We start from the raw sequence: 14043 nt of genomic DNA, 5'->3' as shown, positions 1-14043 counted from the left end.
CAGCATCTTTATGAAAAGTATAGCTGTATTCTGCGGCTCCAGTGAAGGGGCTTCGCCCGTGTACAAGGAATGCGCCATTCAGCTCGGCAAGAAACTGGCTGCCCGCAATCTTACGCTGATCTACGGCGGGGCTACGGTCGGCCTGATGGGCGCGGTGGCAGATAGTGTGATGCAGGCCGGAGGGCGGGTGATCGGGGTGCTGCCGCATTTCCTGAAGCAGCGGGAGATCGAGCATACCCGACTGACGGAGCTGATTATGGTTGACTCTATGCACGAACGGAAGCTTAAGATGTCTGAGCTGGCAGACGGGTTCATCGCCCTGCCGGGCGGGCCGGGCACGATGGAGGAGTATTTCGAGATCTTCACCTGGGCGCAGCTCGGCCTGCATCAGAAGCCCTGCGGACTGCTTAATGTGAATCATTATTATGATCCGCTGATTGCGCTTTTTGATAACATGGTCCGGGAAAAATTCTTGCAGGAGAAGCATCACTCCATCATGCTGAACGATGTCACGCCGGAGGGCATTCTGCGCCAGCTGGCCGGTTACACGCCTCCTCCGGTCAAACAATATTTGACGGAAGACCGTACTTGAAAAGCCTCTGCCATCCTGTAAACACAACTAACTAATTATTATACGCGAGACTGCAGCAATAGCTTAACCGCTAATTCGCCTGCCTGTTCCTGCCGGAAAGAGGTTATTTCTATGCCGTTCTCTGCTTATTCGGGTTATGATGCCCTGGGGCTGGCCGCCCTGGTGAAGGCGCGGGAGGTGTCTCCCCGGGAGCTTGTCGAAGCCGCCTTCGCCCGGCTGGATGAAGTGAATCCGCTGCTGAATGCGGTGGTGCGCACCCGCCGGGAGGCCGCGCTGAAGGAGGCTGCGGAGATGCCCCTTGATCCCGGGGATACGTCCCGCCCGTTCGCCGGCGTCCCCTTTCTGCTGAAGGATATCTCGCAGGCGCTCGGCGGCGAACCGCTGACCTCCGGCGCGCTGCTGATGAAGGACAATATGGCCAAGCGGGACTCCAATTATGTAGCCCGCATCCGGCGCGGCGGCTTCATTCCGCTCGGTCACACGAACACGCCTGAATTCGGCCTCAAAAATATCACCGAGCCCCTGCTTCACGGCCCGGCGCGCAACCCGTGGAATCCCGCTTATTCGCCCGGCGGCTCCAGCGGGGGGGCGGCGGCCGCAGTGGCCGCCGGGATCGTTCCCGCCGCCGGAGCCAGTGACGGCGGCGGCTCCATCCGCATACCGGCCTCGTTCACCGGCCTGTTCGGGCTGAAGCCGACGCGCGGGCGCACGCCGGTCGGCCCGGGGGTGGGACGCCAGTGGCAGGGGGCGTCCATCGATTTCGCGCTGACACGGACGGTGCGGGACAGCGCGGCAATGCTGGATCTGCTGCAGGTGGTGCAGCCGGAAGCGGCTTTTCAGACCCCGCTGTATCCGGGGGTCTACCTGGATGATCTGCGGAAGCCGGCCCGGCGGAAGCTGCGGATTGCCTTCACCACCGCTTCGCCGGTGGGAACACCGGTATCCGCCGAGGCGGTGAAGGCCGTGCTGAAGACGGTCAAGTGGCTGGAGGCCGAAGGCTGTGAGGTAGAGGAGAAGCTAAGCCCGGTCAACGGGGTGCGGCTGATGGATAACTACTATACGATGAATGCCGGAGAGGTGTCCGCGATGTTCCTCTCGCTGGAGAGCGCGATGGGCCGGACGATACGGGCAGAGGAAGTGGATATTGTCACCTGGGTGCTGGCCGAGGCCGGGAAGCAGGTGTCGGCGGCAGAATTCGTGCACAGTCTGCACGAATGGGACGTAGCTGCTGCCCAGATGGCCGCGCTGATGGACCGCTTCGATCTGTACATTACCCCGGCCAATGCCGACTCCGCGCCGAAGGTCGGGGAGCTGACCCAGAACGCGGAGGAAATTAGCGAGCTGATGCAGGTGAGCGGACTTCCGAAGGATGCGCAGCGGCGGATGATCTACGAGATGTTCGAGCCAAGCCTGACGTACACACCGTTCACCCAGCTTGCCAACCTGACCGGCCAGCCGGCCATGAGCGTTCCGCTGCATCTTACGCCGGAGGGCATGCCGATCGGGGTCCAGGTCATGGCCGCCAAGGGGCGCGAGGACCTGCTGCTGCAGCTCGCCGCCGCTCTGGAGCAGTCCCCGCTGTGGGTGGGGATGACGGGGAATCCGGGATTTGCCTGATGCTTGTTCGAGCCTGGAGCGGGAATGAAGCAGGTGGTTGTATTTTATACAGCAGAATCTGTGTAAAAGCCTCTAAAAACACATTCTGCTGTATTTGCTGCAATAGAATTCTGCAAATTCGTCCGGTTCAGGCTGTATCACAAAAATCTAATGTACGAAGTTCAATCGCGGGCTGAAATGGAGCCTTTCCGGCTCATCTGACTGTACAAAATACAATAGAACACTTCCGGGCCGGGTAACCTTCACAACTCTCCTGGCCCGGTTCTTTTCCCCTCCCGGCCCCTCAGTTACGTAAGCACTTTCTGATACATTAGGCTACCCTATCAGCCCTCTTCCAGAAAAGCTGCATTGAACTTCCGCAGCAGCTCGCCGAACAGATGCCCCTCTTCCTCCGACCAGCCGCTGAGCAATTGAGAGATCATCTCCTGCCGGACCTGCTGGTTCTCCTCAAGACTCGCTTGGCCCGTCTCCGTAATCTGCAGCGAATAAGCCCGCCCGTCAACAGGGTCCGGTACCCGGGTGATGAATCCCTTACTCTCCAGTGAGGCAGCCTGCCGGCTGACCGTAGAAATATCCAGCTGAAACTCATCGGAGATTGCCTTAATCCCGGCAGTTCCCTCACGATATGCAATGTGATGCAGCAGCAGGTAGGCCGCACGGTCCAGATTGCCGATTTTTTTGAACGTGGTAATCGAAGTGAGACGGCGAAACAGAACCGCCATTTCCAGCTCTATTGTCTCGATTGAATGTTTGTCCATGCCGGTTGCCCCTCTTCTCTTTTATTCATTGACTTTACTCTTTCCACTTGTATAATACAAGTATATACTTTCATGATACAACTTATTTTTGTGCAAGAGATTTATGCCAGGGGGAACGTCCATGAAGGCCCATGAATTTATGATCCGCCAGGTCTACAAGGTCAAGCAGGAAGACACTGTGCGGACTTTTATCGAGAAGTGTATCGCTCACCGGATCAGCGGAATGCCTGTCGTGAATGACCGGAACGAGATTGTTGCCTACCTCAGCGACGGGGATATTATGCGCTATATTGGCAGGCATGAGGATCTGATTGTGGATTCTTTTTTTCAGATTAATGTGTTCGTTGGAGACAATGATCTGTTTGAGGAGCGGGCGCGGAAGCTGCTGAACCTGAACGTCATGGCCATTGCGAAGAAGAAAGTCATCACGGTGCACGCGGAAGAAGACATTGAACGGATCGCCACCATCCTCGGCAAAAAACAGATCAAAAAAGTCCCCGTCGAACGCAACCACGTGCTGGTCGGCATCATCAGCCGCGGCGATGTGATCCGCCATTCCTTCAAGGCTATGCTCTAGCCTGCGGTTCTGCTATGCAAGCAGCTGTCTTAACAGGCGGCTGCCGGCGCCGTATCTATTGCGGCTCCCGGCCGCATAAGCCATAGAAGAAGATATGGATCAGCTCCTCCACGAACGCCTCACTGTCCTCATGCGCTGCCTGACTGTCCAGCATCTCTCCCGTGCTTTTCATATAGATCTGAATAGCCAGCAGCACCGCCCGCACCGATACTTTACCGGTAATCTCCCCGCGTGCTTGTCCTTCTTCCACCATCTGCACCATTAACGGCCTAATATGAGCTTCGTACTGCTGCTGAATATACTGATACATCTCCTGATTATCGACCACAATCTCCTTGATCACCGCCGGCGGCAGGTGCGAATAGGTCTCTTTCTCCTTATGGATACAATAGGCAATCAGTTCCTTCAGAGATTTCTGCTGTCTCATTTCCTCCCGGAACTCATGAATGCCCTGCTGGATAAAATCCTTGAAAGACTCGCTGATCAGCGCCTCTTTACTGCCGAAATAATTATAAATCGTCACCTGAGACACTCCGGCTTCCCGGGCAATATCCGCAATCTTCAGCCGCTTAGGCTCCCAGGTGCCCAGCATGGAGAAGGTTGTTTTCATGATTTTGCTCCTGATCAGAGCCTTTCGTTTCTCAAAGCCGTTCATATCTTCCTCCCCAGAAAAAATAATGAAATATATTAGTGATAATATTTCATAATTATATTGACTTGGGCATAACCCGGGACTATTATAACATATGAAATATGGATACTATAATATTTCATTATTATCTGCCGGAGGTGGCATCATGCTGCAAGTAGAAGGCTTAACGAAACAATTTTCAAACGGCAAGGGGATTCGCGATGTCTCATTCACTGTGCATAAAGGTGAAGTATTCGGCTTCCTCGGTCCCAATGGCGCCGGCAAAACAACAACCATCCGGCATATTATGGGCTTCATGCGCCCGGACCACGGCTCAGTAACCATAGGCGGTCTGGATACCTGGAAGGGTCAGGGGAACGTGCAACGCCACATCGGATATCTGCCGGGCGAGATCAGCTTTATCGACGGCATGACCGGCTCAGGCTTCCTGCAGTTCATGGCCTCCATGCAGGGAGTGAAGGACACTGCCAAGCGAGAACAGCTGATCCGGCGCCTGCAGTTCGATGCAGCCACCCCGATCCGCAAAATGTCCAAGGGCATGAAACAGAAGGTCGGCATTGTCGCAGCCTTCATGCACAGCCCCGAAGTGATCATACTTGATGAGCCCACCTCCGGTCTGGACCCGCTGATGCAGAAGGTCTTCATCGAACTGGTACTGGAGGAGAAATCCGCCGGAACCACCTTCCTCATGTCCTCGCATAGCTTTCAGGAGATTGAACGGACCTGCGACCGTGCAGCGATTATCAGGGACGGCCGCATCGTGGCCGTGAAGAACATACATGAGCTGCAATCCATGCAGCGTAAGCTGTTTGAGGTACTATTCGAGACACCGGAAGATGCGCAGCGGTTCGCCGACTCCGGCCTGGTCATAGATTCTATAACAGGGAGCCGGGTGAGAATTGCCGTTCAGGGCAATTACAATCAGCTCAATGCTGAGCTTGCGAAATATCCGGTCCGCAGCATGGATATCTCTACCCAGAATCTTGAGGATATCTTCATGAACTATTATGACCGGGAGGCGAAGCTGCAATGAATCTGGCCTTATATAAAGAAATGATGCGCGTCAACCTGCGGGGGATTATGAATTACGCGGGGGGATCGGCTTTTTACATTCTGTTCATGATCTGGCTCTATCCCGGACTGGCAGACAACACGAAGGCGCTGAACGATCTGGTACAGGCGATGCCCGAAGGCGTAGGCAATGCGTTCAGGCTGAATAACGGCTTTTCCAGTGCGGAGGGGTTCATCTCGGGCGAATACTACGGGCTGATTCTTGTCCTGATTCTGGCTATAGTATGTGTGCAGATGTCTACCCAACTCGTAGCCAAACTTGTAGACCGAGGCTCCATGGCTTACCTGCTGGCAACACCGACAACACGCAGCAAGGTGTCCTTCACCCAGGCGATGGTGCTGATTACCTCCTTGTTCATCATCATGGCTGTGACTACACTATCCGGCTTCGCAGGCAAAGCCTGGTTCCTCGGCAGCGGCTATGAGTTCGGAATGGCCCGCTTCAACCAGCTCAACCTTGTCGCGTTCCTGCTCTTCTTCGCCATTGGTGGTCTCTGCTTCCTGGTCTCCTGTGCCTGCAATGACGAGAAGAAGGCGCTGGGAATCTCCGGGACCATTACTTTCGGGATGTTCACGCTTGATATCCTTGGCAAAATCAGTGATAAGCTTCAGGCGCTGCGCTTCTTCACCCTCTTCAGCTTCTACCGTCCCGGCGAGATTGTCCAGGGAACGGCAGCATGGACAGAAGTCTCCTTCATCCTGCTGCTGACCGGACTGGCTTGCTTCCTTCTGGGCATTCTGCTCTTCAGACGGCGTGATTTGCCGCTATAGACGAATAATGCCCTGTAGGCGCAGTAAGTCCTGTAAGCTCATGCTCTTCTGTCGCCAGTTGCAGCCCTCTTCTATTTATGTCATTGTAAAAGCAGATTGAGTACATAGATAAGGAGAGGACTGTCTGTGCAGCTTCAGCCAATCATCGCGAGTCCCAAAGCCAGGGACATCTATACAACCGTGAGCAGACACGGCACCGTCTCCAAGCAGACGCTTCTGGAGGAGAGCGGTCTGACGATCAGCACTCTGACCCGCATCCTGGAGGAGCTGCTGGCTCCGGGGCTGCTGCTGGAGGCTGGCTTCGGCGATTCCACGGGGGGCCGCAGGCCCATTTTATATAAGACGAATCCCGACTACGCCTATCTGCTGGGCCTGGAGATCTCCCGCACCCGTACCAAGCTGGTGCTGACAGACTTCCATCTGCAATTGCTTGGCGAATATACCTGGAGCATGGATGCCGGACTTACCCCGGAGTATCTGATGGCTTCTCTTGAGGAGCAGGCTCTGCGGCTGCTTGAAGCCGCCTCGCTCAGCTTCAGCCGGGTAGCCGGACTAGGCATCGGCGCTGTTGGTCCGCTAGACCGTACCGCCGGAGTCATTCTGAATCCGGCGCGGTTCCCTGCGCCGGGCTGGTCGCAGGTACGCATTAAGGAGCAGCTTGAGCAGCAGCTTCAGCTGCCGGTGTACCTGGATAACGGGGCCAACACGGCACTCCTCGGCGAATACTGGGCCAGCCGCAGCCGGATGCAGCATCATCTGCTCTATCTCCATGCCGGAATCGGCTTGCGCTCAGCGATCATGAACGACGGGCGGCTGCTCTATGGCATGACCGATACTGAAGGGGCGGTCGGGCAGATGATCATTGACCGCCCGGGAGTGCCGCCGCAGATTCCCGGCGGCAACGCCGGGGCCTGGGAGAGCTACGTGTCGGTGCAGACGCTGGAGGGGCAGGCCCGCGAAGCCTGGCGGCTGGGCAGCAGCACAAGCCTCCGTGCTCTGGCAGAGCAAGCGGAGGCTTTGGAATTCGCCCATCTGCTGGAAGCGCTCGAGGGGCGCGATCCGGTGATGGTCCGGTTATTCGATGAGATGGCGGTGGCCTGCGGCATCGGGCTGGCGAATCTGATCAACATCCTCCACCCGGAGGAGGTCATTCTGGGCGGCCCGCTGTTCCTGGCCGCAGATTTCTACGAGACCGCTACCCGGATCGCCCTGGAGCGGACTTATTACCGCGGACAGTATAACGTCCGCTTCACCCGGAGCAGCCTGGGCGAGCGCGCAGTCGCAACAGGCGCATGTGCGCTGGTGCTGCACCAGTTGACGAGTTGACGGAGCGTACCGGCATTCCCGCCCTGCGCCCGCTTTAGGCCGGGATAAGGTGCACTTCTGCATCTCATTCCCGCCCAACGCCAACTTTTGGCTTATTCAGGTGCACTTCTGCACCTCATTCCCGCCGAATGCCAACTTTCGGCCAATTCAAGTGTACTTTTACACCTCATTCCCGCCCCAATTCCCGCTTTCAGTTAGCGGGTTTGGCTGGGTTCCGGCAATGTTGCACATTTTGCAGGATTTCTTTACATTGGTTACTGGCTGTGGAGCTATTGTTGCAACTTTTGCAGGAATTTCGGCGAACCGGTGCTAGTTGGAGCTGTATTGTTGCAATTTGTGCAGGATTTCTGCGCTGGCTGCTTCTATTGAGCTGCATTGTTGCACTTTATGCACATTCTGCCCACGGTCGCTGCTATCGTGCTAGTATTGTTGCACTTTATGCACAATATCCACACGGGCGTTCCCTTTAAGCTAACATTGTTGCACTTAACGCACCATCCCACCACTATCGCTCCACATCCCCGCCCTCAACCAGCTTCCATCCTTATTTACTCCCCGGCTCCAGACAGAGCCGGAGCAAATCATCCACATGCGCAGTCGCCAGACATTCCACCGTATCAGCTGCACCGTAATAGATCTTGACCTCACCGTCATCCTCCAGAATCATCCCGCCGGGAAAAATCACATGATTGCGGAAGCCCCCGCTAATCTCATAATCCGCCTCCGGCGCCAGCAGCGGCTGGCTGCTCATGCCGATCACCTTGCGGGGATCTTCGAGATCCAGCAGCATAATTCCGGCGGTATAACGCTTCTTCCAGGTGTCCTCCCAGCCGTGCTTGCCTCTGGACGGATCCACATCCACTGCATGGAAGGTGGTCAGCCAGCCCTTGTCCGTCCGGACGGGAGGCGCGGCCGGACCGACCTTGTCATTGGCAAACGGCACCTGCTCGACGGCAAGCAGCAGGCTGGAGTTGCCCCAATGCTTGAGGTCCGGCGACTCGGAGATCCAGGCGTCGAAGCGGTCCCGGCCGCCGCGGCTGTACACCGTGAAGGGGCGCTCCAGCCGGACATACTTTCCGCCGATCAGCTCGGGAAACAGCACCATATTGCGCAGGTCCGGTGTGGACAGGCTGAGTACCTCGAAGTGCTCCAGATCATCGGTGACGGCAATCCCGCCGCGGATGCCATGGCGCGTATCCACGGCAAAACACATATAACAGCGGCCGCCGAGCACGGTCAGGCGCGGGTCATAGGCGCGGATAATTTCCTCATCGTACATTTTGAACACCGGCTTCGGGCCGGCGGTCCAGCTCAGCCCGTCATCGCTGTAGGCAATGCCGAGATCCGTAGTGTGGTGTGGCTCAAGCGTCTGATCGGTTAGTGAGCCGTAATCATTGCGGAAGATCATCACATATTTGCCGTTAAATTTCGTTACACCGGCATTGAATACCAGTGCAGTGGGATAAGGAACCTTCGCAGCATCCAGCACCGGGTTGCCCGGATACCGCCGGATGCACGGGGCGGATTGCAGAACCGCCGGAATATGTAGTGTCATGGGGTGTACCTCCTAAAATGTTGAATGTTGCGTGTTTCATGTTGTATATAGTCTGCACAAGGCAGGACAGCTACCCCTTCAGGGAACCGGCCGTCATCTGCATGAAGGATTTGTTGGCAAACAGATAGGCGACGAGAATCGGCAGAATGGATAAGCAGGCGCCTGCCATCATGTAGTGAGTCTGGGAGGCGGCCGAAATCCCGTATTTCAGGTTCGCCAGCCCGACGGTCAGTGTCTGCAGCTCCGGTTTTGTCATCGTGAACACAAGCGGCAGCAGATATTCATTCCACGCGCCGCGGAAGGTGAACAGGGCACCTACGCCAAGTCCGGGTCCGAGCAGCGGCAGAATAATCCGCCAGAAGGTCCGGCCCGGGGAGCAGCCGTCGATTAGCGCCGCCTCGTCCAGCTCGCGGGGAATCCCCTTCATGAAGCTGAACAGAATGAAGAAGATCGAAGCATGGGCAGAGATCAGAATCAATATCACGCCCCACAGGCTGTTGTGCAGATGAAGCTTAACCATCAGATCGAACTGCGGACGCAGCACGACCGCCCCTACAGCCACGAACATGGTGAAGGACTGCAGTCCGATATACAATTTTTTGCCGGCAAAATCCATCCGGTCCACCACATAAGCCGCCATGGATGAAACCAGCAGCGTGCCGGCCACTGTCGCCAGGGAGACAATCAGGCTGTTCAGGGTATACCTGGAGAAATTGGCCTGCGACCAGGCTTCGGCATAGTTCGAGAAGTGCCAGCTCTCCGGCAGGAAGGTTGCTCCCGCAGTCAGCTCAGCATTGGTCTTGAAGGAACCCAGGATGGTGATCACGACCGGAATCACGGTAATAAAAGCAACAGCCAGCAAAAAAATCCACAGGATGATTTTGCCCAGTATGGTTCTTAGTCTCATAATAGCCTCTCTCCTCAATCGGTCTGATTCATGCGTCTGGATGCGTAGAAATAAATGAGTGATATCATCCCTACAATGACCGCAGACACAAAGGCGACCGCACTGCCGTAACCGAACTCCTGCACCTGAACCGCCGCGCTGCCCCCGCCGACAGGGAAAAATAATTTGTACAAATACAGGAACATGACCTCCGTCTTGCCTACAGGACCGCCTTCAGTCAGTACCATGATGCTCTCGTAGCCCTTCAGGGCTGTGATGATCGCCAGCATAATAACCATCTGCATGACAGGCCCGAGCATCGGCAGGGTGACATAGCGGAACTGCTGGATTTTGCCTGCCCCGTCCAGGGAAGAGGCCTCATACACATCCTCAGGAATATTCTGCAGACCGGCGAGGAAGAGCAGCATATAATTGCCGACCGCCCCCCAGGCCGCAACCAGGATGACGGTGAGCATGGCATACTTCGGCCCCAGCCAGTCCACACCTGAATCGGAGAGGCCCGAGCGGATCAGGAACTGGTTGAGAATTCCGTTATACGAGTTGAAAATGGTGAAAAAGACTACGGCCATTACAGCGGTACTGATGACGGTAGGCATGAAGAAAATCCCCCGCAGCAGCTGTCTGCCCCGCAGCCCCCGGTTCAATATGGCGGCCAGCAGCAGGGCCAGCGGAATGGTGATCAGCAGCTTGCCGCCGGCATAGACAAACGTATTCACCACCGAATCCCAGAACTGGGTGTCCTTCAGAATGCGGCTGAAATTGGCCAGACCGGTAAACCGGGCCGTTCCGAACCCTTTGTAATCATAGAACATATAGCGGAACGCCCAGGCAATCGGGTAAATTCCGAGGACCAACGTGAGCAAGGCACTTGGAAAGATAAAGCTGTATGAAAATAAGGCATGTTTCGTTTTGTTCATCTGGTTTCTTCCGGCTCCTTTCCTTTACGGCCAGAGCAGAGGGATGAGGGAGCTGCTCCCTCATCCCCCGTTATCCCGGCCTGTATCTCTATTCCTGACCTTCTGTCTATTTGGCGAACTTGCCGCCCAGAGCGGCGGGATCAAAGCCGGCATCCGGCTCAGCCTTTATGCCGTCATTCGCAATCGCACTGTCCAGCGCAGCGTTATAACGTTTGTTCAGATCAGCGATAACCGCCTTCAGGTCGCCGCCGTTCAGCATATATTTGAAGAAGGCGTCATCCGATTTCATTCCTTCCGGTGCTACGGACGGATAGACCGGCCACACTCCGTCATACTTGTTCGGCAGGAAGCCTTCAATGCCGTTCACATCCGGAGTCTTGGCTGCTGCGCTGATGGCCGGAACCATGGAGATGCCGAAGCCTTTTTCCTGATAATCCGTCAGCACCTGATCGCCGTACATGAACTCCATGAACTTCCAGGCGGCTTCTTTATGCTCTGATTTCGAGCTCAGCGCCAGCCATTGGCCCCCGAGGAAGCCGGAAGCCCCCTTCACATTGCCGTCGATGGTAGGAACCGGAGCGGCCGCCCAGTCAATCTTGGCCGGGAACTGATTCTTGTAGACGCCCGGCTCCGAGGAGTAGGACATGTACATTCCGATCTTGCCTTCCGCAAACTGCGCCCGCAGCGGATCAATATCCAGCGATTCTACGCCCGGCAGCATGCTGCCGTCGTCCCTGATCTGCTTAAAGGCATTGATGATCGGCTCGAAGCCGCTGAAGTCATAGCGGGCCGTCTTGAAATCATACCCGAAGCCGCCATAGCCGCTCATCTCCGCAACCACCCGCGCCGAACGTGCGAACGCACTGCCGGGGTTCTTGAAGTTCAGGGCGAAGCCGTAAGCGCCGTCCGCTTTGCCGGCTTCGGTCAGTTTCTTGGCGGTATCCACCAGCTCCTGCAGGGTAGTCGGCGGATGCTCAATGCCCGCTTTGGCGAACAGATCCTTGTTGTACACCAGACGCATGGTCGTTCCATAGTTCGGCAGACTGTAACGCTTGCCGTCGAACTCATTCAGATCCGGCATGGCCGGGAATTTCGTCTTCATCTCATCGCTCAGGAACTCGTCAATCGGAGCGAGAAAGCCTTTTTTGTAGAAGGTCTGGATCGTATTCTCCTTCGCCCGGATCACATCCGGCGCGTCCGAGGTCTGAAAGGACAGATCGAGTGCGGTATCAAAGTCATCGCCCTTGACGACCAGCTCCACTTCAATCCCGTCAGGATTGGATGCGTTGAACTCGGCTACTTTCTCCTTTATAAAATCCGCATCGTGGCGGTCGCCTGTCCAATAGCTGATTTTAGTTTTTTCCCCCGAACCGGCCTTCGCCCCTTCTCCCTTGCCTTCAGCTGCATTGCCGCCCCCGCTGTTACCATTGCCGCAGGCTGCCAAGCCGAGTGCCAGGACCAGGCTCAGAGATGTCATTAGCGTACGCTTCATCATTGGTAGTGCCCCCTTATATACCCTGCTGTATTCGCTTACAACCTGATTATAGTTCTATAGGCGGATTCAGATAAGGCGGGTAAGCCCACATTAAGGGCAGATTTCTGATGGAGTTCTATACAGACAAAGGAGGAATCTCCGCCCTGCGGAAATCCCTCCCCTGCTGATTTCTATTATTTTCCAATATAATCCAATTTGAACTCGGACGGGGTCATGCCGGTATATTTCTTGAACACCTCGCTGAAATAGCGCCTGTGCTCATACCCGAGATCCTGGGCAATCTCCTGAACCTGCCGGCCGCCGATCAGCATCGCCTTCGCCTTCTCCATCTTCTCATGCATCACATACTGCTGAAACGAAATCCCCTGCACCTTCTTGAACAGATTGGAGAAATACCCTTGGCTAAGGTTAATCTGCTTCGCCATCTGCTCCAGCGACAGCCCCGTGTCCAGATGACTATGGATGTATTCGACGGCTTGGCGGATAATCCGTGTGGACTCTAGAGAACGGGCCTCCGTAACCAGCGCACAGGCCTCCCGGCACAGCCAGGACAGCAGGTCGCGGATATCTTGAAGGGAAGGATGCATCTGGTTCTTCATGGCGGCAATTCGGAGCTCCAGCGGCTCCACCTGCCCGTAAGGGAACTGCTCCAGCAGGACCCGGCAGATCCTGGAGCTCAGCTCATAGCCGACACTTTCCACATAACGCGGCTCAGGCCACAGCCCGCTGTCCAGCAGCTCCGCGAACAGCTGATCCAGCACCTGCAGGCTTTTGGCGGCATTGCCGGAACGCAGCGCGAACAGCAGCTCCTGCTCGGCGGCGGCGGAATAGCTGTGGAGCGAGAGAGGTTTATTCTCGATATTGCTGTAATGATATACCCCGCCCCCCCCGGTATAGAAATGATACCCCAGCGCGCTAAGCGCCTGCCTATACGCCGTGCCCAGCCCCTGAATCGCCGCCGTGCCCAGTCCCACGCCAATTGAAAGGGTATGACGCGAGAAGCGGCTTACATTCGTGCAGCAGGCCTCCGTTATCAGCGCGGCAGTCTCCGGGTCCGAGCCGTTCATGATGCAGACATACCGGTCTGTCGCCTCCCGGATAATAACGCCACGGGTCCGGGCGGAAATCGTCTCTTCGAGAATATTGTGCAGACTGAACCTTAATAGTTCGACCTCCTGCACAGGCTGGCCGCCCAGCTTCTCCGCGAAATGATCGATCTCGGCGACAAACACGAAGAAATCATGCTGATCCAGCGGGATATCGAGATAGGCCCAGCGGGAACGGGCATCCGCCTCTGTCGTCTGGTGGTGCAGCAGGAAGGTGAGATATTCCTGGCGGAGGATAGGCATACTTTCCCTGATTCTCGCCTCCATCACAGCAAGTCTGGCGCTCTCCTGACGCTCCTCCCGGCACAGCTCCCTGGCCTTCAGCACTGCATTCACAATCTCCTCCAGGGAAAAGGGCTTCTTCACGAAATCGAGCGCCCCCAGCCGGATGGCTTCCTGGGCATAAGAGAACTCCGAGTAGGCGCTGAGGATTATAATCTTGCAGTCCGGAAGCTCCTCCAGAATCGCCCGGGTCATCTGCAGGCCGTCCATTCTTGGCATCCGGATATCCGTCAGCACAATATCCGGCCGGGTCCCGCGGATGATCTGCAGACCCGCTTCACCGTCAAGTGCCGTACCGGCGACCTCAATACCGTGCTCCTGCCACGGCGGCTTGCGCGAGACCATCTCCACCACACTTTTGATATCGTCGATTACACATAATTTGAATCTTTCCGGCTCCAGCCTTTGGTCCATCCT

General features: G+C 56.1%; 13 protein-coding genes. 6 read left to right on the top strand and 7 right to left on the bottom strand.

Annotated elements, in window-relative coordinates; genetic code table 11:
• The first annotated feature begins 10 nt into the window (after nt 1-10).
• A complete protein-coding gene (locus tag MHI24_RS24410; RefSeq protein ID WP_340022113.1) occupies nt 11-592 on the top strand; it encodes a TIGR00730 family Rossman fold protein in 582 nt (193 codons plus the stop codon).
• Between the two features lie 111 nt (nt 593-703).
• The gene (locus tag MHI24_RS24405) at nt 704-2209 is read left to right on the top strand and encodes an amidase (RefSeq protein ID WP_340022112.1); all 1506 of its coding nucleotides are present in this window, start codon (nt 704-706) and stop codon (nt 2207-2209) included.
• Between the two features lie 323 nt (nt 2210-2532).
• Here MHI24_RS24405 and MHI24_RS24400 read toward each other — a convergent pair whose 3' ends face one another.
• Nucleotides 2533-2967 carry a MarR family transcriptional regulator gene (locus tag MHI24_RS24400; RefSeq protein WP_340022111.1) on the bottom strand — a complete coding sequence of 145 codons (435 nt, stop codon included), beginning with the start codon at nt 2965-2967 and terminating at the stop codon, nt 2533-2535.
• Between the two features lie 121 nt (nt 2968-3088).
• On the opposite strand from MHI24_RS24400, the gene MHI24_RS24395 reads away from it, so the two are divergent.
• Nucleotides 3089-3544 (top strand): CBS domain-containing protein, encoded by a 456-nt coding sequence (locus tag MHI24_RS24395; protein ID WP_238654112.1) that lies wholly within the window; start codon nt 3089-3091, stop codon nt 3542-3544.
• Nucleotides 3545-3599: 55 nt separating this feature from the next.
• Here MHI24_RS24395 and MHI24_RS24390 read toward each other — a convergent pair whose 3' ends face one another.
• On the bottom strand, nt 3600-4154 hold the full coding sequence (locus tag MHI24_RS24390) for a TetR/AcrR family transcriptional regulator (protein ID WP_340022110.1): 555 nt from the start codon (nt 4152-4154) through the stop codon (nt 3600-3602).
• A 187-nt stretch (nt 4155-4341) separates the two neighbouring features.
• On the opposite strand from MHI24_RS24390, the gene MHI24_RS24385 reads away from it, so the two are divergent.
• The 3 genes from MHI24_RS24385 (at nt 4342) to MHI24_RS24375 (ending at nt 7364) form a co-directional block, all read left to right on the top strand.
• Entirely contained in the window at nt 4342-5229 is an 888-nt protein-coding gene (locus tag MHI24_RS24385; protein ID WP_340022109.1) for an ABC transporter ATP-binding protein, read from the top strand.
• The gene (locus MHI24_RS24380; protein ID WP_340022108.1) at nt 5226-6038 is read left to right on the top strand and encodes an ABC transporter permease subunit; all 813 of its coding nucleotides are present in this window, start codon (nt 5226-5228) and stop codon (nt 6036-6038) included. Before MHI24_RS24385 ends, MHI24_RS24380 begins: the two co-directional genes overlap by 4 nt.
• A gap of 126 nt (nt 6039-6164) precedes the next feature.
• On the top strand, nt 6165-7364 hold the full coding sequence (locus MHI24_RS24375) for an ROK family protein (RefSeq protein ID WP_340022106.1): 1200 nt from the start codon (nt 6165-6167) through the stop codon (nt 7362-7364).
• Between the two features lie 544 nt (nt 7365-7908).
• Here the strand turns inward: MHI24_RS24375 and MHI24_RS24370 are convergent.
• The 5 genes from MHI24_RS24370 to MHI24_RS24350 all read right to left on the bottom strand — a co-directional run bounded on the left by MHI24_RS24370 (nt 7909) and on the right by MHI24_RS24350 (nt 14040).
• A complete protein-coding gene (locus MHI24_RS24370) occupies nt 7909-8919 on the bottom strand; it encodes a glycoside hydrolase family 130 protein (protein ID WP_340022104.1) in 1011 nt (336 codons plus the stop codon).
• 70 nt (nt 8920-8989) lie between these two features.
• Nucleotides 8990-9826: a carbohydrate ABC transporter permease gene (locus tag MHI24_RS24365; RefSeq protein WP_340022103.1), complete on the bottom strand. Its 837-nt coding sequence runs from the start codon at nt 9824-9826 to the stop codon at nt 8990-8992.
• 14 nt (nt 9827-9840) lie between these two features.
• Complete coding sequence (locus MHI24_RS24360) at nt 9841-10743, bottom strand: sugar ABC transporter permease (RefSeq protein WP_036725649.1); 903 nt, start codon at nt 10741-10743, stop codon at nt 9841-9843.
• 106 nt (nt 10744-10849) lie between these two features.
• Nucleotides 10850-12238 (bottom strand): sugar ABC transporter substrate-binding protein, encoded by a 1389-nt coding sequence (locus tag MHI24_RS24355; RefSeq protein ID WP_340022102.1) that lies wholly within the window; start codon nt 12236-12238, stop codon nt 10850-10852.
• A gap of 173 nt (nt 12239-12411) precedes the next feature.
• Nucleotides 12412-14040, bottom strand: a complete 1629-nt coding sequence (locus tag MHI24_RS24350; protein WP_340022101.1) for a response regulator — start codon at nt 14038-14040, stop codon at nt 12412-12414.
• Nucleotides 14041-14043 lie beyond the last annotated feature (3 nt).

This window comes from Paenibacillus sp. FSL K6-1096, from assembly GCF_037977055.1.
In the GTDB taxonomy this organism is placed as follows: domain Bacteria; phylum Bacillota; class Bacilli; order Paenibacillales; family Paenibacillaceae; genus Paenibacillus_AQ.
The sequence above is the reverse complement of the archived record's forward strand: the minus strand, read 5'-3'. Positions and strand labels throughout refer to the sequence as shown.